Source organism: Rhizobium sp. K102 (assembly GCF_022385315.1).
In the GTDB taxonomy this organism is placed as follows: Bacteria; Pseudomonadota; Alphaproteobacteria; order Rhizobiales; family Rhizobiaceae; genus Rhizobium; species Rhizobium croatiense.
This window is the reverse complement of record NZ_CP092436.1, coordinates 136,983-155,938: the sequence shown is the minus strand read 5'-3', so window position 1 is coordinate 155,938 and position 18,956 is coordinate 136,983. Positions and strand designations below refer to the sequence as shown.

18 protein-coding genes and 1 pseudogene are annotated in these 18,956 nt (G+C 61.3%); 8 read left to right on the top strand and 11 right to left on the bottom strand.

Annotated features, from left to right (window positions below; translation table 11 throughout):
- Positions 1-138: 138 nt before the first annotated feature.
- Positions 139-477, bottom strand: coding sequence for a hypothetical protein (locus MHI61_RS06730; protein WP_239791413.1), 339 nt, complete (start codon positions 475-477; stop codon positions 139-141).
- Between the two features lie 266 nt (positions 478-743).
- Between MHI61_RS06730 and MHI61_RS06725 the strand changes: the two genes are divergently transcribed.
- Positions 744-1,019: a DUF1153 domain-containing protein gene (locus MHI61_RS06725; RefSeq protein ID WP_007533628.1), complete on the top strand. Its 276-nt coding sequence runs from the start codon at positions 744-746 to the stop codon at positions 1,017-1,019.
- A gap of 21 nt (positions 1,020-1,040) precedes the next feature.
- Here the strand turns inward: MHI61_RS06725 and MHI61_RS06720 are convergent, their stop codons facing one another.
- A complete protein-coding gene (locus tag MHI61_RS06720) occupies positions 1,041-1,586 on the bottom strand; it encodes a paraquat-inducible protein A (protein ID WP_239791412.1) in 546 nt (181 codons plus the stop codon).
- A 62-nt stretch (positions 1,587-1,648) separates the two neighbouring features.
- Here MHI61_RS06720 and MHI61_RS06715 point away from each other — a divergent pair, with 62 nt between their 5' ends.
- On the top strand, positions 1,649-1,927 hold the full coding sequence (locus tag MHI61_RS06715; RefSeq protein WP_239791411.1) for a GNAT family N-acetyltransferase: 279 nt from the start codon (positions 1,649-1,651) through the stop codon (positions 1,925-1,927).
- Between the two features lie 259 nt (positions 1,928-2,186).
- On the opposite strand, the gene MHI61_RS06710 is transcribed toward MHI61_RS06715, so the two are convergent.
- The gene (locus MHI61_RS06710) at positions 2,187-2,537 is read right to left on the bottom strand and encodes a hypothetical protein (RefSeq protein WP_009991379.1); all 351 of its coding nucleotides are present in this window, start codon (positions 2,535-2,537) and stop codon (positions 2,187-2,189) included.
- Positions 2,538-2,973: 436 nt separating this feature from the next.
- Between MHI61_RS06710 and ctrA the strand changes: the two genes are divergently transcribed.
- Entirely contained in the window at positions 2,974-3,675 is a 702-nt protein-coding gene (ctrA, locus tag MHI61_RS06705) for a cell cycle two-component system response regulator CtrA (protein WP_007533606.1), read from the top strand.
- A gap of 221 nt (positions 3,676-3,896) precedes the next feature.
- Here the strand turns inward: ctrA and MHI61_RS06700 are convergent, their stop codons facing one another.
- Together MHI61_RS06700 and MHI61_RS06695 are read right to left on the bottom strand one after the other, a co-directional pair.
- The gene (locus MHI61_RS06700) at positions 3,897-4,259 is read right to left on the bottom strand and encodes a response regulator (protein WP_239791410.1); all 363 of its coding nucleotides are present in this window, start codon (positions 4,257-4,259) and stop codon (positions 3,897-3,899) included.
- A gap of 120 nt (positions 4,260-4,379) precedes the next feature.
- Positions 4,380-5,027 (bottom strand): histidine phosphotransferase family protein, encoded by a 648-nt coding sequence (locus MHI61_RS06695; RefSeq protein WP_097605045.1) that lies wholly within the window; start codon positions 5,025-5,027, stop codon positions 4,380-4,382.
- Positions 5,028-5,221: 194 nt separating this feature from the next.
- On the opposite strand from MHI61_RS06695, the pseudogene MHI61_RS06690 reads away from it, so the two are divergent.
- A pseudogene (locus MHI61_RS06690) lies at positions 5,222-5,813 on the top strand (EipA family protein).
- A gap of 217 nt (positions 5,814-6,030) precedes the next feature.
- On the top strand, positions 6,031-7,191 hold the full coding sequence (locus MHI61_RS06685) for a hypothetical protein (protein WP_239791409.1): 1,161 nt from the start codon (positions 6,031-6,033) through the stop codon (positions 7,189-7,191).
- Between the two features lie 106 nt (positions 7,192-7,297).
- Here MHI61_RS06685 and MHI61_RS06680 read toward each other — a convergent pair whose 3' ends face one another.
- Positions 7,298-8,122, bottom strand: coding sequence for an RNA methyltransferase (locus tag MHI61_RS06680; protein WP_239791408.1), 825 nt, complete (start codon positions 8,120-8,122; stop codon positions 7,298-7,300).
- Positions 8,123-8,129: 7 nt separating this feature from the next.
- Entirely contained in the window at positions 8,130-8,513 is a 384-nt protein-coding gene (locus MHI61_RS06675) for a hypothetical protein (RefSeq protein WP_239791407.1), read from the bottom strand.
- A gap of 41 nt (positions 8,514-8,554) precedes the next feature.
- On the opposite strand from MHI61_RS06675, the gene MHI61_RS06670 reads away from it, so the two are divergent.
- Positions 8,555-9,580 (top strand): RluA family pseudouridine synthase, encoded by a 1,026-nt coding sequence (locus MHI61_RS06670; protein WP_239791406.1) that lies wholly within the window; start codon positions 8,555-8,557, stop codon positions 9,578-9,580.
- A gap of 190 nt (positions 9,581-9,770) precedes the next feature.
- Entirely contained in the window at positions 9,771-10,679 is a 909-nt protein-coding gene (rpoH, locus tag MHI61_RS06665) for an RNA polymerase sigma factor RpoH (protein ID WP_012484996.1), read from the top strand.
- 294 nt (positions 10,680-10,973) lie between these two features.
- On the opposite strand, the gene MHI61_RS06660 is transcribed toward rpoH, so the two are convergent.
- Positions 10,974-13,475, bottom strand: coding sequence for a hypothetical protein (locus MHI61_RS06660; protein WP_239791405.1), 2,502 nt, complete (start codon positions 13,473-13,475; stop codon positions 10,974-10,976).
- A 61-nt stretch (positions 13,476-13,536) separates the two neighbouring features.
- A complete protein-coding gene (locus MHI61_RS06655) occupies positions 13,537-14,835 on the bottom strand; it encodes an adenylosuccinate synthase (RefSeq protein ID WP_064684793.1) in 1,299 nt (432 codons plus the stop codon).
- 193 nt (positions 14,836-15,028) lie between these two features.
- On the opposite strand from MHI61_RS06655, the gene MHI61_RS06650 reads away from it, so the two are divergent.
- The gene (locus MHI61_RS06650; protein ID WP_239791404.1) at positions 15,029-15,946 is read left to right on the top strand and encodes a DMT family transporter; all 918 of its coding nucleotides are present in this window, start codon (positions 15,029-15,031) and stop codon (positions 15,944-15,946) included.
- Here MHI61_RS06650 and MHI61_RS06645 read toward each other — a convergent pair.
- A complete protein-coding gene (locus MHI61_RS06645) occupies positions 15,943-16,791 on the bottom strand; it encodes a GNAT family N-acetyltransferase (protein ID WP_239791403.1) in 849 nt (282 codons plus the stop codon). The two genes, MHI61_RS06650 and MHI61_RS06645, sit on opposite strands and share 4 nt — an antisense overlap.
- A gap of 259 nt (positions 16,792-17,050) precedes the next feature.
- Positions 17,051-18,868 carry a GGDEF domain-containing phosphodiesterase gene (locus MHI61_RS06640; RefSeq protein ID WP_239791402.1) on the bottom strand — a complete coding sequence of 606 codons (1,818 nt, stop codon included), beginning with the start codon at positions 18,866-18,868 and terminating at the stop codon, positions 17,051-17,053.
- Between the last annotated feature and the right edge of the window lie 88 nt (positions 18,869-18,956).

Sequence of the window (18,956 nt, the reverse complement as noted above, 5' to 3'; positions counted from 1 at the left end):
CGTCCCTGCTCCCGACCCAGCGCCGCTTCTCTGAGGCGCAAAGGGCATCCGATCTGGCGCGGGTGAGCGCTTCTAAAGCCCTTTGTTTTGATGCATGTCGTTGTCCCGGAACCGCTGCACACTTCCGGGCGACATGCATTAGACTGCCTTGCGCGGGAGCTGGCGCGAGAGCGCCTGAGGCGGTAGAGCGATTGCCATTGCCTGCTTCCTTGCCTGCATGGGCCACTGCCTAACAAAGGCGAAAATGTATTGTTTCAGCTCAGCGCCATGCAATGCGAAGGCGTCGGTATTTCTCGCCGCATCCTGGAGGAGCGTGTCCAGATGACGATTTCCTGATTGGCCGCCCTCCTGGCAAACGCCCCTTCCGCACAGAAGATCGCCAGGATCGCGCACCAGCGACGTCACCGGTCTGCAGCAATAAAAGAGGTCGGCGGCCTGGTAAAAGCTGACGAGGCTTTGCTGCCGATTGCTGATCAACGGTTTTCGATACCGGCGACGAGAAGCTCACGCCGGAGTGTCGACGAAGACCGATTGCTGCGCAAGCAAGGACAGGAGGCATCAAATCGTACGAACTAGGCCGATACGGGGGAGATCGGCGACGAAGTCTTGCGAGGCAGACTCCCATTCATCGGCCACTCCGGGGCGTCTAAATTTGTTATCAAAGTCTTACGTTGGGCTTAGGCAATTTTTAAATGTGGCAGGCTAGAGTGGCGCTCGTGGTCTTGCGTTGTGTAGAGAGTCCAATGACCGAAATGATACGTCCCCGAGTAAAATATGTCATCGGCCCCGATGGCAGCCCCCTGACCATCGCGGACCTTCCGCCGCCCAATACGCGGCGCTGGGTGATCCGCCGGAAGGCAGAGGTTGTCGCGGCTGTTCGCGGTGGCCTGTTGAGCTTGGAAGAGGCCTGCGAGCGTTACACGCTCACGGTCGAAGAGTTCCTGTCCTGGCAGTCGTCGATCAACAGCCATGGCCTCGCCGGCCTGCGCACCACGCGCATTCAGCAGTATCGCCACTGATCGCACGCCAGCATCGACGATTTATTTCGGGCCGGACGCATCTCCCGTCAGGGAGTGCAGAAGGCCCGAAATCATTGACGAGGCCGCATAGCACCACAGGCCAGGCTGAGTGAATGCATCCGCCAACCCCGTCGTCTTCGCCGCCGCAATGACGATCGCGACCAGCAGCACGTCCATCATTGACCACTTGGACAGATGCGGCACGACGCGACGATAAAATAGACTGCCGGCCCCGCCGCCGGCACCTGTCGCTTCCGCAGCGATCCCAACCATCTTCAGAATCGGAAGCACGATCGACACCAGTGCGACGATCGCCGCCAGCAGCCCATCCCCACCCTGCCAGAGCGAGGCGACGATTTCGACAAGCGACGGAGTCTGATCGAAGAAATACAAAGTCTCGAAACGGACCAGCGGCAAGATGAGGCCAAGCGCCAGGAGGAACGGCGCCGCCACGAGCAGTAACGGGCGGATCATCGAAAGCTCCCTCATTCGCGCGAACCTTGCACCGATCCGATCTTTTTCATGAACACTCCGTCTCCTCGAGGAATTGCCTCGCCGGCTTGGCATGATCGCGCCGCCGTGTCACCGTCGCCGGCGACAATATCCCCATCCCTCTGCGAGGAAAGACAATGGACATTCGAAACGAGGAAGGCCTCTCCGGCGGCCGTTACGCGGCCGAGGTAAAAGGGCATGAGGCGGAGATGACCTATTCGCGCACCTCGCCGAAACTCGTCATCATCGATCATACCGCCGTTCCCGATGCCCTGCGCGGCAAGGGCGTCGGTCAGGCACTGGCGCTGCATGCGGTGGAGGCCGCTCGCACCGGCGGCTGGAAGATCATTCCGCTCTGCCCTTTTTTCAAGGCGCAGGCGCAGCGACACCCGGAATGGCACGACGTCGTGAACTGATTCCCGTGGCTTGGCCGCCCTGCTGCGATTTCTAAAGCGCTCGCGTCTTTTCAGGCGCACGAAAGACGCTGCAAGACTTCCGTACATCGCCCTTCCGAAAAGCGATGCCGATTTTTTCGGGCCGGTGCGCCAAGCGGGCGACATGGAGATGGAAAACGGCAAACACCAAAAGCCATGTATGACGGACCAGCGCGCCCATCATACATGGCTTCTCTGTGGCGATCCCCGGGGCGCCGAAGCCGGCGCCCGTCGTTTTCACTTACGCCCGTGCTCGAGCGCCGCTGTCACGTTCTTCCAGCGCCGACGCCCTTGCATATTCCGCCTGCATCTCCTCAAGCGCCAATTCCAGCGCCTCTTCCTGCATCTTCAGTTCCTTGATCGAAACCTGCAGGTTGTCGGCCCGCTGACGCGCGGCTTTGGCGAAGGTCGGATAAGCAAAGTGATTCGGGTCTGATATACCGGACTTCTTTTCCTCGACGACGATCTGGCTCTCCAGATCCTTCGTCATCCGTTCGAATTCGGACATCATCATCTGCAATTGCTGCAATTGACGTCGTTTTTCGTTCACCTGAAACTCTTTCAGGCGAACGAGACTTTCTCGCGACTTCATACGCATTACTCCCGTGATGCGAGACCCCGGCTCAACTTGAAACCGCCCTGCGCGCCGCTTTGACACGGTTTGCTAAAAAATTTCCTGCGATATTAACAAAAACCTACCGCTGGTAACCTTTCGTTTACGGGCATCGTTAATGATAGGCCCGATGATTTAAGGGTCGGTAAATGCCGCGGCATGAAATTCGAACCTTTTCATTGGCGAGTCGGATGAATCACTTAGCGCTGTTTCCTAATGTTAAAATTGAGGAAAGCCTTTTTGAGATTCCTATTGGAAAACAGAGAAATGGAAAAATTATTTAATAAATTCGATACTCCTTGCCAGAGTGAATCAGAATTTGTTAACCATTTCGTGGCAGCTTCCAAATCACGTAGCTTGTTCGGTAGCGTGTAGGGGGCCAGACCACCTTTCGGCGGCGGTAAAGGGGATAATTATGCGGGTACTTCTCATCGAGGACGACAGCGCTACGGCGCAGAGCATCGAGTTGATGCTGAAATCAGAGAGTTTTAATGTTTACACCACCGATCTCGGTGAAGAAGGCGTCGATCTGGGCAAGCTGTATGATTACGATATCATCCTTCTCGATCTGAACCTGCCCGACATGTCCGGATATGAAGTGCTCCGCACTCTCCGGCTGTCGAAGGTCAAGACACCGATCCTCATTCTGTCGGGCATGGCCGGCATCGAAGACAAGGTTCGCGGTCTCGGCTTCGGCGCCGACGACTACATGACCAAGCCGTTTCACAAGGACGAGCTCGTCGCCCGCATCCACGCCATCGTCCGCCGCTCCAAGGGCCACGCCCAGTCGGTGATCATGACCGGCGAACTGATTGTCAATCTCGATGCCAAGACCGTTGAAGTCGGCGGCCAGCGCGTCCATCTGACGGGCAAGGAATACCAGATGCTGGAGCTGCTTTCGCTCCGCAAGGGCACTACGCTCACCAAGGAAATGTTCCTCAACCATCTGTACGGCGGTATGGACGAGCCGGAACTGAAGATCATCGACGTCTTCATCTGCAAGCTGCGCAAGAAACTCGCCAACGCCGCCGGCGGCGCCAATTATATCGAGACCGTCTGGGGCCGTGGTTACGTTCTTCGCGAGCCGGATGGCACCGAATATGCGGAAACCGCCTGAGCCTCCAATCTTCCGATCCCCCTTATCGGATGACGAAATCCCGCCCTTCCGGCGGGATTTTTCGTTTTTGGCTGGCAATGAGAGTGAGAGGGCCTGAGGCCCTGATCGACCTGAAGTCCTTCATCTCGGTGAGGGAAGGAGAGCCGCAGCATCAGCCGGCGTCCGCACTTTTTTGGCGGAACGCTCCGGGAATGGATGATGCCGGCGGAATGCGTCTGCCGTCAGGCAGCGATCGCGCGGTTTCCGAAAACGGCGGTCAGGATCTTGCGGTCGAAGGGTTTCAGCAGGAAATCCGTGGCGCCGGCCCGTTTGCCCGCCATCAATTTCTTCAGATCCGCTTCGATGACGCAATAATAGATTTTGACGTCCTTGCCCCCGTCCATGGCGCGGATGGCGGCAATGAGCTCGAGGGCGCCTTCCATGCCGGAATCGACGATCAGATATTCCGGCAGTTCCGCCTGGCAGCGCTGCAGCGCCTCGCTGGCATTGGAAGCCTCGCTGACGAGAAAGTCGAGTTCGGAGAGAATGCGCTTGCCGACCTTGCGGACGATGTCCGAATTATCGGTGATCATGAACCTTTGCATGACTGCTCCTTTGCCCCCGCATTCGTCGCAACAAGAGGCCTCTTACAACCCTGGAGGATAGGTCCATCAGGCTAAGGAATCGTTACCGGACGGGCGCCGACACCCGTCCGGGCTCCGAAATCAAGCAGCAGCGACCACCGCCGTAAACACCAATTCATCGGCGCTGGCGCTATGGTCGAGCGTCATTCCGCACTCTTCAGCCAATAGCACGGCGTAATAGGGCTGTATCGAATGGGCATCGATTGCCTCCTCGATCGCGCCGGTCGATATTTCAACGAATTTCGGCGGCAAGCGCATCATCTTGCCCTTGGCCGTAAGCGTGAACTTGGCGTCGAATTCAGGATTTTCGAGCGTCACCTCGAGCACGCCGCCGCGTGGAATGGAAGAATAGGCGACGAGGAAGAGATTAAGCAGCAGCTTGACCCGGTTCTTGGCAACGATGGCGCGCGGCCCGTTCCAGATCACCTCGGTTTTCTTCTCCGCCAGCGCAAAATCCTTGGCGGCCCGCTCGGCCTCGCCGGTGTCGATCGAGGCGCCAACGGAACCGGACGCGCCGAAGGCGAGACGCGCGAATTTCAGCCGGACGGAAGCATTGAGCGCACTGGTGCGGATCAGGTCCATCGCATCGGAATCGGCGCCGCCTTCATCGAGAAGTTCCAGACCGTTGTTGATCGCGCCGACAGGCGAGATGACGTCGTGGCAAACGCGGCTGCAGAGGAGCGCGGCCAGATCCGGGCCGGACAGTGTAAGGTTCGGGTTCTTGGACATCATCGTCTCCTGAGGGGCGGCAATCTCATCGCGCCCGGTAATATGCGTCATCTAAATTGCGCGAAGTTTGCGATCGTATTCGGTGCCATAATGACACCATATTTGGTAAACCGATTGTTAAGATCATCGGCGCAAAATGCAGCAATTGACGCGAGCGGTTGTCCGCTCCCGACCAACGACGAACGGATGACACCATGCGCCCTCGATTTCCGCACCGATTCATCGGCTTCTGCAGGTTGCTCTCGGCCCTCGTCTTCTCCTCGATGATGGTTGCCGGGCCGGCCGCCGCTCAGAACAACAACGGTCAGTATACGATGCAGGAAATCATCGATACCGGCCACTCCTTCTTCGGCTCCGCCAGCGGCGGTCTTGCCAAGGTGGTGGAAAGCGCCTTCCAGAAATACGGCCTGCCGAACGGTTATATTCTCGGACAGGAAGGCGGCGGCGCCTTCATCGCCGGCCTCACCTATGGCGAGGGCCAGCTGAACACCAAGAATGCCGGCGAACATCCGCTCTACTGGCAGGGCCCCTCCCTCGGCATCGATTACGGCGGACAAGGCTCGCGCGTCATGATGCTGGTCTACGATCTGCCCTCCATCGACGGCATCTATGCCCGCTTCGGCGGCGTCAGCGGCTCGGCCTATGTGATTGCGGGCTTCGGCATGACGGTGCTGAAGAACAACGACGTGCTGGTCGTACCGATCCGCACCGGCGTCGGCGCCCGAACTCGGCGTCAATGTCGGCTATCTCAAGATCACCCAGGCGCCGACCTGGAATCCCTTCTGAAGCCGCAGGACCGTTGGAAACTGCCGCCACCCGCATCGGTGGCCTTGCCCCGATGCGCCATGCGTGCTTAATCATCACGGATGACCCGGAATAGGACGCCGAAAGGGTAATCGGTTTTCGGATGTCAAGTTCCGACCAACGGAGAACGGGATTCAGACCTTAGGTCGACTGGGCTGACATCCTGTTTTAGTATCAACGTCGAATCGATGGCCCCGCCGTGATCGAATACGCTCTCTTGTTCGGACTGGGCTTCCTGACCGCGGCCTTCCTCGTCTTTCTGATTTCGCCGGCCGTACATCGCCGCATCGTCTGGTATACCGAAAATCGGCTGAAAGCGACGATGCCGCTGAGCCCGCAAGAGGTCCGCGCCCAGAAAGATATGGTGCGCGCCCTTTATGCCGCCGAAAACGCGCGCACCACCCAGGACCTTCTGCGTGAACGCGAAAAATCCCTCTCGCTTCAACTGCGGCACGATGCCCTTGCCGTCGATGCCGGCAGGCTTGCCGCCGATATCGGTGAATTGCAGGCCCAGATCGGCGAGATGCATGTCGAGGCGGCCGAGCAGCGCTCGCACCTGCGCAAGGACGAGAACTATATCAGCCAGTTGAAGACCAATCTGCATATTGCTGAGCAATCCGCTGCCAACAAGGAGAGCGAACTGGCGGCAATGCGGACGCGGCTGAGCAAGCTCAGCGAACAAACCGACGGGCTGAGGATTGACATGGCCGCGCGTGAAACAGAGGCGGAAAGCCTGAAATTCCGCGCCAACGCGTTGCGCGACGAACGCGACACGCTGCGCCAGGACGTCACCCTGCTGCAGAAGCGGGCCAAGGATGCCGAACAGAAACTGACGCAGCAGCAGCATATGGTGATCCGCCTGGAAGACAAGGCCGCACGTGAGAGCGCATCCGCCGCCGAGAAGGAAAACCTGCTCGCCCGCCGTCAGCAGGAAATCGTCAAGCTGAAGGAGCAGTTGAAAGCCGCCAATGCCGAAATCCGTAGGATCAACCGGGTGCTGCGCGACGCCGGACTGGCCAAAATGGCGGCGGAATTACCGACCGAACTGACGGCCGACGACCCAACCGCGTCCATGCTCGACACCGCTGCGGTAACGGCTGAGATGAGCGAGGATGTCCGTAAGCGCAGCGCCGCCCTTGCCGAACGCCTGCAGAAGGCAAAATCCGTCGCCGGACGTGATGGTGCGATCCGCGAGGAGATCGCCTCGATCGCCGCCAATATGGTGGCGCTGACCGCACTCAACGAGGGCCCTTCCTCGCCGATCCGCACGCTGTTGGCGGATGCCGGGACCAAGAACCCGAACGACCGCGTCAGCCTTGCCGACCGGGCGGCCGCCATCATCGCCAATCCGGTGCGTTAAAGCATGTCGCGCAAAAGTGTGCAGCGGTTTTGCGATAACGACATGTGAGAAAATAAAGACCTAAGCGCGGGGAGCGAATCTGAAAGATCGCGACGTGCTCTAGGGGTCAGATCCGTCCCATGGCCGAGGCCATGGAAAACAACGCGATCCCCGTCGCCGTCGCCGCATTGAGGCTATCGAGCTCGTCCGATTGTGGGATGCGCGCGCTCTGAAAGCGGGCCAGCAGCGCCGCCGGCAAGCCCTCCCCCTCCGTGCCGACGACGAGCGCCATGCGTGCCGCAGCCGGAATGACGCGAATGTCCGTTTTCCCATGCGGCGAAAGCGTCCAGATGGCAAAGCCCTGTTCGGCGAGTGCAAGGAGCAGGTCCAGTGCCTTTCCGCCGCGCCGGTGTGGAACGCTCAGCACCGATCCGACCGAAACACGCAGCGCTTTGCGATAAAGAGGATCACAGGAGGTTTCGTCGAGCAGCACGGCATCTGCCCGGAAGGCGGCGGCGTTGCGGAACATCGAGCCGGCATTGTCGTGATTGGAAATGCCGCAGCCGACGAGGACCAGCGCCCGTTCCGGCAGGGCGTCAAGAAGCGCTGCCTCGTCACGCTCCTCCCGCCGACCAAGCGCGAGAACGCCGCGATGCAGATGGAAACCGACGATGCCCGCAAGCGCGTCAGCCTCGGCGACATAGACCGGCACGTCGGCCGGAAACCGGTCCAGAATCGGCAGGATGCCCTCGACGCGATTGCGCAGCAGCAGGATCTTTTCCGCGCGAAAGCCGCGGCCTTGCGCATGCGCCTCGGCGAGCATTCTGAGCACGACGGTACCCTCGGCGATGAAGCGGTTTTCCCGCCCGGTCAGATCGCGCTCGCGGATGTCGCGGAATTCCGCAACGCGCGGATCGTCGGCACTGCCGATAGCGATCGGGAAAGCAGCCATGCTCGTCTCAATTGCCCGTAACGATGACGTCGGCGATGGTACGGCCGGTCCTAAGGTCGAACACCAGCGCCTTGTTCCGGCCTTCGACCGTCTCGCCGTAAAACAGGATCTGCCCCGCCGAAAACGAGGTCGACTGCACCTTGAAACCCAGCGGCAGGGAAACGGTCGCCGCGAGCGGCGCCTCCGAGGGCACACCAGAGGCGGCGGCAGCGGGAGCCGTGTCCTTCGGCTCGCGCATCGTCTTGTAGACAACCGCACCGAAGACCGCCATAAGGCTGACGAACATGATGGCGCCGGAAACGATCTGCAGGCGGACCATCTTGCGCCGGACACTTTCCATCGCCGGATCAAGGGGCTTCTCTTCCTGGTCGTCTGGCTCGATTGCTGTCATCTGTGCGTCCCGTTCTAAAAATACGTCGGAGAAGAAGCGTCTTGAGCGACCCCTTTAAACAAGCAGTTGGCATTAGAAAAGTCCTGACCGCCGATGAAACCGCGGAAGGCCGGCTCGACGCCTGGCTGACGGCGCAGGTCGGCGAGGATTTTTCCCGCAGCCGCATCAAGGCGCTGATCAAGGACGGCCAAGTTTCGATGCGCGGCGAACCCGTCACCGATCCGCAGCGCAAGGTGCGCGTCGGCGACAGTTTCGAGATCACCCTGCCCGAGCCGGAAGACCCGACGCCCCAGGGGGAGGATATTCCGCTCGATATCCTCTATGAGGACGATGACGTCGTCGTCATATCCAAACCGGCCGGCCTGGTCGTCCACCCCGGCCCCGGCAACTGGACGGGAACGCTGGTCAACGCGCTGATCCATCATTGCGGCGATACGCTCTCCGGCATCGGCGGCGTGCGGCGCCCCGGCATCGTCCATCGTCTCGACAAGGACACGACAGGCGTCATGGTCGTCGCCAAGAACGACATTGCCCATCGCCATCTCTCGCTCCAGTTTGCTGATCATGGCCGCACCATGCCGCTGGAGCGGGCCTATCAGGCAATCGTCTGGGGCCGGCCCCGGTCACTGACAGGCACGGTCGACGCGCCGCTTGGCCGCGCCACCGGCGATCGCACCCGGCGCGCCGTCAAGCGCCCCGACAGCCATGACGCCGACGAGGCGATCACTCATTACGAGGTGATCGAGCGCTTTCATGAAACCCCGGACGCGACGGCGCTCGCCTCGCTGGTCGAGTGCCGCCTCGAAACCGGCCGCACCCATCAGATCCGTGTGCATATGGCTCATATCGGCCACCCGCTGCTCGGCGACACGGTCTACGGGGCTGGCTTCAGGACCAAGGCCAATCTGCTGCCCGAAGAGATCCGCAAGGTGGTAAACGGGTTCGACCGTCAGGCGCTGCATGCCTTCATGCTGCAATTCGAGCATCCCCGCACCGGCGAACTCATGCATTTCGAAGTGTCACTGCCCGAGGATATGGTGGAACTTGTCGAGGCATTGCGGAGTTAGAAGGGACTGCGGAATTCCGCCTTCCCCGTCTCACACCTGCGTGAGCCGCGCCTTGAACCGCCATTTCGCCATACTTATCTGTATATAGACTTAGTGCGGGCTTGGGTAGAAAGCCGCACGTCCCGGTTTGCCATTCGACGCGGGGACGCGTTTTCATCGGGAACCGGAATTCACTTTAGGAGGGTGCACTATGGCCCGAAATACCTTGCCGTCCATTACCGCCGGCGAAGCCGGCCTCAATCGTTATCTCGACGAAATCCGCAAATTCCCGATGCTCGAACCGCAGCAGGAATATATGCTGGCCAAGCGTTACGCCGAGCACGGCGACCGCGACGCCGCCCACAAGCTCGTCACCAGCCATCTGCGCCTCGTTGCGAAGATCGCCATGGGTTATCGCGGCTACGGCCTGCCGATCGGCGAAGTCGTCTCCGAAGGCAATGTCGGCCTGATGCAGGCGGTCAAGAAATTCGATCCGGAGCGCGGCTTCCGCCTCGCGACCTATGCCATGTGGTGGATCAAGGCCTCGATACAGGAATATATCCTGCGATCGTGGTCGCTGGTGAAGATGGGTACGACCGCAAACCAGAAGCGCCTGTTCTTCAACCTGCGCCGGCTGAAGGGTCGCATTCAGGCGATCGACGACGGCGACTTGAAGCCGGAGCACGTATCGGAAATCGCCACCAAGCTGAACGTCTCGGAGGAGGAGGTCATTTCGATGAACCGCCGCCTCTCCGGCGACGCCTCGCTGAACGCGCCGATCAAGGCGGCCGAAGGCGACAGCGGGCAATGGCAGGACTGGCTTGTGGACGATCACGACAGCCAGGAAGACGTGCTGATCGAGCAGGACGAGCTCGAAACCCGCCGACGTATGCTGAGCAAGGCGATGAGCGTGCTGAACGAACGCGAGCGCCGCATCTTCGAGGCCCGCCGCCTCGCCGAGGAGCCGGTGACACTGGAAGACCTGTCAGCCGAATTCGACATCAGCCGCGAACGCGTCCGCCAGATCGAGGTTCGCGCCTTCGAGAAGGTGCAGGACGCTGTCCGCAAGGAAGCCCTGGAACGCGCCAAAGCCGTCCGCGTCGTCGAAGCCACGGCCTGATACGAAGTCTAGAATTGGCAACGCCATCTCCCCGGTGCGGGAGGTGGCGTTTTTGTTTGGGTTGTGCAACCGGCTGATAGTGATTGCCCCTCACCCTAGCCCTCTCCCCGTAAAAACGGGGAGAGGGGACATGCCCTCCGAGGGGTCAGCGAGGAACGGAGAGGTGGCAGCTATCCCCCTTCGCCCCGTTTACGGGGAGAAGGTGCCGGCAGGCGGATGAGGGGCGTGAGCGGCAGAGCCGTGAATGCGCTGAGCGAGCGAAGGGCAACGAACTCCCTTGCCCGGGTGACCACCTCACTGGCTCGTCGAAACATCCCCGAGCGCGGTCCATTCCTTGATGGCGGTATTGAAGGCGTCCGTTCCCGTGCCGCCCTTGTCCATCGTCAGCAGCGCGCGGCGGCCGTTGCGGTAGGTGATCGGGATATCGATCCAGTTGCGGGTCGACATCAGGTCGAGATTGGCCTTGCGCGCATCGGGATAATCGTTGAGCGCGATCATGTGGAAATCGTCGGTGATCTTGGCCGGAACCGCAATCAGCGCGTCGCCGCGATCCTGTTCCGTGCGCTTCATCGAGATGCGCTGGACGCTGTCGATACTGCCACCTTCAAAATTGGGCGGCACCGAGAAGACGATCTCGACAAGATGGCTTGCCGGCAGCGACGGATCGGAGTTGCGCTTGAAGGTGACGAGAGCCGAGAGATTACGCTCGGGAACCGTGATATTGCCCTGGACTGTCGCTTCCTGCCGGCCACCCTGGCCGGCCTCGTGCTGTACGCTCCAGACGACCGTTCCCTCGATCGCCGTCGGCGAGCTCTGGCCGATACGCTCCTCGTAGAGGAACATCTTTTCCGACGACCCAACCGGGGCGGTTTGCTGCGGCGATGCCGCAGGACCGTTCGGCGTCAGCGTTTCCGGCCGGACCGTATCACCTTGGGCGCTGGCAGCCGGCGTATCCGCAGCCGCGACATTCTGCTCGGCCACCGATTTCCCTTCGGCGGTCGGTGTTCCCGGCACAGCCGCCGGGCCGCTGTCGACTTCGCTTCCATCGGAAAGCAGCCGCTGGGTGAATTTGGAATTGGCCGCCGCACCGTCATTGTTCAATGACGCCACTTGCTGGTTCGGCTCTGCCGGTGCCGGCGGCGTATTCTGCGCTTCCGGGGTGGCTGGCTCGGCTGGCGTCGGCGTGCTCGGCTGAGCAGGCGTCTCGGGTTCCGCCGGCGTCGTTGCCGCCTCGTTCCTCGTGGACTGCGATGGTGCCGAGCTGACAAGCCCATCGACCATCGCAACCAGCGCCTCTCTGTTCGTCCAGCCGGCATAGACGCCGCCGCCGATCAGGATAAGCGCGAAGATCAGGGTGATCACCGTGCCGATGCCGAAGCGGCGCCGCTTCGGCTCCATGCGGAAATTCTTGCCCTGCAGTTTGGCGGCGACGATCTGATCGATATCCATCGCCGGATTGGCGTCGTCATCGTCGGCGGCGACCGAGCCGCGCCGATCATAGCCACGCAGTGCCTTGGCTTCGCGCCATCCCTCGCTCGGCGCGCCGGCAGCGGGCGCCGCCTTGCCATCATGCACTTCAGCAAAGATATCGACATCGTCGAAATGCGAGGAAACCGGTGTCTTCTTGTTGCTCCCGGCCTCGATCGGCGGCAGATCGTCGAAGGCGGCCGTTTCCCAGGAGAAACTTTCCTTGGCAGCCGGCATGACGGCCGCGGGTGCTATCTTCTCGAGGCTCGATATCACCTCTTCGAAGGCGCGCGCCGAGGTGTCGGCGGCGGCCGGAGCGGTTTCCGAATATTGCCGGAGTTCCTCTTCAGCCCATTCGGTCTCGGCATCCTTCGGCGCCGGAGCCGGTGTTTCGGCGGCGGGTTCGGTCCAGACGGGGTCGAAATGCGCCGCCGCATCCGCCTGCAGCGGCTCCTCGCGGCTATGTTCGACGAATTCCTGCGCACGATCGAAATCGGCGACCGGCTCGACCAGCCGGTTGGATGCATGCTCTAGGCCGCGTGTGACCGGCTGAAACGATTCGATGGGCTCGTAAGCCGCCTCGGCCTTCGGCTCATGGCTTTCAACAGTCGCCGGTTCGGCCGCGACCTCTTCGGCTTCCGCGGGAGGCTGCTCATCGGCACGATCGTCGTCTTGCTCGTCATGCCCGGCAGGCGGCGGTTCGAAGCCGTCATGGTCGGACGCCGCCACCTCTTCGCCAGCGACCTCACGCGCCTCGCCGACATGCCATTCTTCGGCCGGCGCCTCCTCCTCATGGGAGGGATGCCAGTATGACTCAACGGGCGCATCCGTCTCGGTGGAAACAGATGTTTCCACGAGCTCGGGCTCTGCAGGCTGGGGTTCCGCAGGCTCGGCTTCCTCGGCTACGACCTCTTCCTGAGTTTCCTGCGGCGCGGCAGCTTCGACCTGATCGGGCTCATCGACGGCCTCTGCCGCCGGCGGTTCTGCATCGGCTTCCTCGGCCGGCTCGTCGACGGCCGGCTCTGACACAGGCGCCGGTTCGCTTTCACCGTGAGCCGCGTATTCCTCAACGGGCTCCGGCACAGCGACGGCGTCAGCCGCCTCATCGAGTGACAGCGCCTCGGAGTGTTCACCCTCCACTTCGCGGATGGCGGCCTCGAGCTTTTCGAGCTGGCGTTGCAGCATGGCTTCCGGTGGACGCGGCTTCATGTTCTCGAGCTGCCGCTGCACTGCGCCGCGAGCACGTTCGTAGACCTTCACCCGCATCTCGGGGGTATTTTCGGCCAGGCCGTCGACGGCCCGCCGAATAACTGCAATAAAATCCGCCATCAGTACTTTCTCAAGAAGTCCGGTACTCTCCCGAACCTATCCTCCGCAGTGACCGGTGACCTTAATCCTCAAACGGATCGGTCACAAGTATCGTGTCGTCCCGCTCCGGGCTGGTGGACAGGAGCGCGACAGGCGCCCCGATCAGCTCTTCGACCTGGCGAACATATTTGATCGCCTGTGCCGGAAGATCTGCCCAACTGCGGGCGCCGACGGTCGATTCCTTCCAGCCCTCCAGCGTGATATAGATCGGTTCGACCCTAGCTTGCGCTCCCTGGCTTGCGGGAAGATGATCAATCTGTTCGCCGTCGAGCATATAGCCGACGCAGATCTTCAGTTCCTCGAGGCCGTCGAGCACGTCGAGCTTGGTGAGCGCGATGCCGGTGATGCCGTTGGTGGCGACCGACTGGCGAACCAGCGCAGCGTCGAACCAGCCGCAGCGGCGCTTGCGCCCGGTCACGGTACCGAACTCATGCCCCTTTTCGCCGAGGAACTGGCCAATTTCGTCGGTGAGCTCGGTCGGGAACGGGCCCTCGCCGACACGTGTCGTATAGGCCTTCGTGATGCCGAGGATATAGCCGAGCGAGCCCGGTCCCATGCCGGAACCGGCCGCGGCCTGGCCGGCCACCGTGTTCGAGGAGGTCACAAAAGGATAGGTGCCGTGATCGATGTCGAGCAGGCTGCCCTGCGCGCCTTCGAAGAGGATGCGGGCGCCCTTGCGGCGCTCCTTGTCGAGGAAAAGCCAGACGGTATCCCGGAACGGCAGGACACGGTCGGCGATGGAGGTGAGCTCCTCCATGATCGCCTCGTGGCTGACTTCGGCAACGCCAAGGCCGCGACGAAGTGCGTTGTGATGCGTGAGGATACGGTCGACCTTGCCGGAAAGGCTGTCGAGATCGGCAAGATCCATGACGCGGATGGCGCGGCGGCCGACCTTGTCTTCATAGGCCGGGCCAATGCCGCGGCGCGTCGTTCCGATCTTGGTGCCGCTGTTGGAGGCCGCATCTTCGCGCATCGCGTCGAGTTCGCGGTGCAGCGACAGGATGAGCGTCGCATTGTCGGCGATGCGCAGATTGTCAGGCGTCACGCTCACACCCTGGGCCTCAAGTCGACCAATCTCGGCGATCAGCGCATGCGGGTCGACGACGACGCCGTTGCCGATCACCGCCATCTTGCCCGGACGCACGACGCCGGACGGCAGCAGCGAAAGCTTGTAGCTCGTGCCGTCGATGACGAGCGTATGGCCGGCATTGTGTCCGCCCTGATAGCGCACGACGATATCCGCGCGTTCCGAAAGCCAATCGACAATCTTGCCCTTGCCTTCGTCACCCCATTGCGAACCGACCACGACTACGTTCGTCATCTAACTCTTCCTGTTACCGGCGCGGAACCGCGCACCTGCTCAAACCCGCGCATCTATAAAGCTTTGTTTTTGGGAAAGCGACCCTGTTGTCACAGGCGATTGGGCTTTTTACGTGACAAATCAGCACTCGGCAGGCTATTTCCCCTGGGAAAACGCCGCTTGTTGATCACCAAAAGACGAGGAAGAAACGCTCTTGCAAGCCACGGCCTATATTTGCCTCGTCATCGCCACCCTCTGCTGGGGTGGCAATTCCGTCGCCGGCAAGCTCGCGGTCGGCCATGTCAGCCCGATGATGCTGACCTTCCTGCGCTGGTTCCTTGCCGTCGCGTTGATCGCCCTGATCTCGGTGCCGCAACTCAAGAAGGACTGGCCGGTCGCCAGAAAAAACCTGCCGCTGCTGCTTTGCTACGGCGCCATCGGCTACACCCTCTTCAACGCCATGCTTTACTCGGCGGTGCAGTATACGACGGCGATCAATGTCGCCATCGAGCAGGCCGGCATTCCCATGCTGATCTTCCTGCTGAATTTCGTCTTCTTCCGCACCGGCATTTCGCTGGCGCAATGCCTCGGCTTCGGAATGACGCTGGTGGGCGTGGCGCTGACAGCGGCGCATGGCGACCTCGCCACGCTGCTGCAGCTGCAGCTCAACCGGGGCGACGGCCTGATGCTGATCGCCATCGTCGCCTATTCGCTCTACACGATCTTCCTGCGCTGGAAACCACGGGTCGACTGGCGAACGCTGATGGCCCTCCCGGCCTTTGCCGCCATGCTGACATCGCTGCCGCTGCTCCTCTGGGAGGCAGGCCGGGATGCGGCGCAATGGCCCGATCAGGCCGGCTGGGGCATCACTCTCTACACGGCGATCTTCCCCTCGCTGCTGGCGCAGATTCTTTACATCAAGGGCGTCGAGGCAATCGGCGCCAACCGCGCCGGCCTGTTCATCAATCTCGTGCCGGTATTCGGAACCCTGCTCTCCGTCGCCCTGGTCGGCGAGACGCTGCAGTCCTTCCATATGGTCTCGCTGGCCCTGACGCTCGGCGGCATCGCCATCGCCGAAAAAGGTCGTCCGAAAGCTTCGGCTCCAACGGTGCCCGCCTCACCGGTGGATTAGCCAAGCTCCAGCGTCGTCACGCCGAAGACGTGCTTCAATGGCGTGGCTGGCGCTGGCCCGCGATACATGCGCACGGTCTCGAACACCGGCTGAAGGCCCATATCTTCGGCAAGCCCGATCGCCTCGCGGTTCTCGGCGGGAATATCGATGAAGACTGTTGCCCCTTTCGCCTCCGGGACCAGTTCGGCAAGCAGTGCTGCGGCGCTATCGGCATCATTGGCAAAGAGCGGGCCGATCTTGTAGCCCTCGTAGCAGCGGCGGATCGTGCCGTAGCCACGGATTTTGTGGCTCTTCCGCACGACGGCGGTACGCCGTCCCCTGCGACCGGTGCACCAGGCGGCAAGGAAGGCTTCCCGCGGCTGCGGAAAGATCGCCGAATCATAACGCAGCAGCCCTTCCAGGCGCGAATCCAGCACCGGATGCGCAACGAGCGTCGAGGCCGGCAGCGCGCTGGCGATGCCGCCATAGCGAATGGTGAGATAAGCGGGTTCGAAGCCGGCCCTGCGGTAGTTCTGCTGCTGGGCGGCGACGCCGTCGAGACCGATCGTCCGGCCCTCCGCCGTGGCGATCCCCGTTTGCCAGATCGCCTTGCCATACCCCTTGCCGCGGAAATCGGGGTGGACGATGTAGAGGCCGAGAAAGGCAAAGCTGTCGCCATATTTGACGACCGAAATAGAGCCGACAGGGACTTCGCCGATGGCGCCGACGAAAAAACCCGTCGGATCAGCTTCGAGGAATGCCAGCGAATCGTCGAGGCCGGGATTCCATCCCTCCTGACGCGCCCATTCGAGCACGAGCTCCAATTCGCCGGGCCGCATCGAACGAACGGCAAATTCCGAATTCATGCGACCTTCCCAGATTGAATGTCCTGCAAGTCCATCCCGCCAACGGCAAAGCAATTGTCAGGTCACCGCCCCCCCGATCGCGGCTGCGAATGATGGAGAAGCCGCGCTGATGGTCTTGACGACGCGTATAATCATTTTCGATGCAATGCAGTAAGCTTTGTTTCCGCATTACCATGAAACAATGCCGTTGCAAGCTCAAGAAAATTACTTGCCGCCCAATTATCGTCCTGCCGGTGACGAGCAAGCAATTCCACCGACATTAGCCGCCTATCGCTGCCTTGTGCTTTCCGGCCCCGCCCGCCACCGACGAGAACAGCCGATCCGTCTCGGTTGCCGGCGCGGGATAGCCAAAGGCATAGCCCTGCAGGCCATCGCAGCCGAGCTGCGCCAGCACGGTAGCATGCGCCTCGGTCTCGATGCCCTCGGCGATCACCTCGACATCGAGCGCCTTGGCGATTTCGACGATCGAACCGACCACGCGCCGCTGCTCCTCCGAGCTGACGACCTCGGCAACGAGTTGCCGGTCGATCTTCAGCCGCTTCGGCCGCAGCTTGACGAGACCGATGAGCGAGGCGTGGCCCGATCCGAAATCGTCGATTTCGATGTCGATGCCCAGCTGTTTGATATCATTGATATGATCGAGCAGCGTCTCGTCGCTGTCATCGAGGAAAATCGTCTCGATCAGCTCGAATACGATTGCGCCGGGCGGAATGTCGAGTTTTTTCAGCTTGCCGAGCAGCGCCGGGTCGGCAAGGCGCGACGCCGAAATGTTGACGGCGATGCGCGGAACCGCAAGGCCGTGCAACTGCCAGAACTGCCGGTCCTCGAGAACACGTTTCAAGATCGCCGCATCGATCTCCGCCGCAAACCCGTGCTCGTCGGCAATCTTCAGAAATATGCCCGGAGCGAGCACGCCCTTGTCCGGATGTTTCCAGCGCGCCAACGCCTCGAAGCCAATAACCTGACGCGTTGTGGCGCAGAGCTGCACCTGATAATAGGGAATGATCTCGCCCCGCTCCAGCCCGAGCTTCAGCTCTTCGACCAGTCGACGTTTGGATCGCAGATCCTCCTGCAGTTGCCGCGTGAAGAATTCGATGCGGTTCCGCCCGAGCTGCTTGGCTTGGTAGAGTGCCAAGTCGGATTCGGCCAGCAGGTTGCGCGCCCGCCGATCGCCGCTCCACGATACGCCGATCGAAGCCCCGGATTGCAGCATCTCCTGGCCGAAACGGATCTTTTTCCGCAGCCGCCACTGAACATCCTCCGTGATCAGTTTCAGCTCGGCCAGATCGGTGAAATTGACCAGCACGACGACGAACTCGTCACCGCCGACGCGGGCGACCATGCCGTTTGCGGGAATGGCGGCGGCGATGCGAAGGGCTGCAGCCTTGAGCACGGCGTCGCCGGCCGCATGGCCGTGGCTGTCGTTGATCTGCTTGAACTGGTCGATATCGAGATGCAGCACGCCAAGCGTCGCAACGCTCCTGTTAGCCGGCAGCTCCGCCAGCCTCTTGTCGAGAAGGCGCCTGTTCGGCAAGCCGGTGAGATAATCGTGATCGGCGACATGCTCGATACGCGCGTTGCTTTCCTCGAGCGCCAGCGCCCTCGCCTCTGCCATCATCTTTTGCCGTGCAAGCTCGGCGTTGAGCTGCACGTCGGCCGTCACATCCCACTCGGCGCCGATGAAGGAGGGCGCGCCCTCAGTATCCACATAAAAATGCGCCCGCGAGCGAAGATGCCGGATTTCGCCGCTCGGCAGCACGATCCGGAATTGCGAGTCATAGGCGCCGCGCGCCGCGATGGCCTGCTCGAAATCACGTTCGGCCCGCTCGCGATCGTCGGGATGGATCGCATTCGACCAGAACCATACCGGCACTTGCCGACATGTCTCGCCGGTCTCGTAGAGCCGGTGCATCTGTGTGTCCCATAAGATCCCGTCCTTTGCAATGCTGTGCTCCCAGACACCGATCCTGGATGCGTCGAGAGCGAGTTCGAGCCGGCGCAGAAGATCCTGAAACTCTTGTTCGGATCGTGTGGCTTTATTTTCTGGCAACACGGCCTCAGCCTTCGAAGCTTGCATAATTGCAATATGGTCTTCGGCCGGCATTAAGGAAGCCTTGTCTCATGGACCGAACAAATGACGAGGTGAAATCTTCGTTACGGCTTTC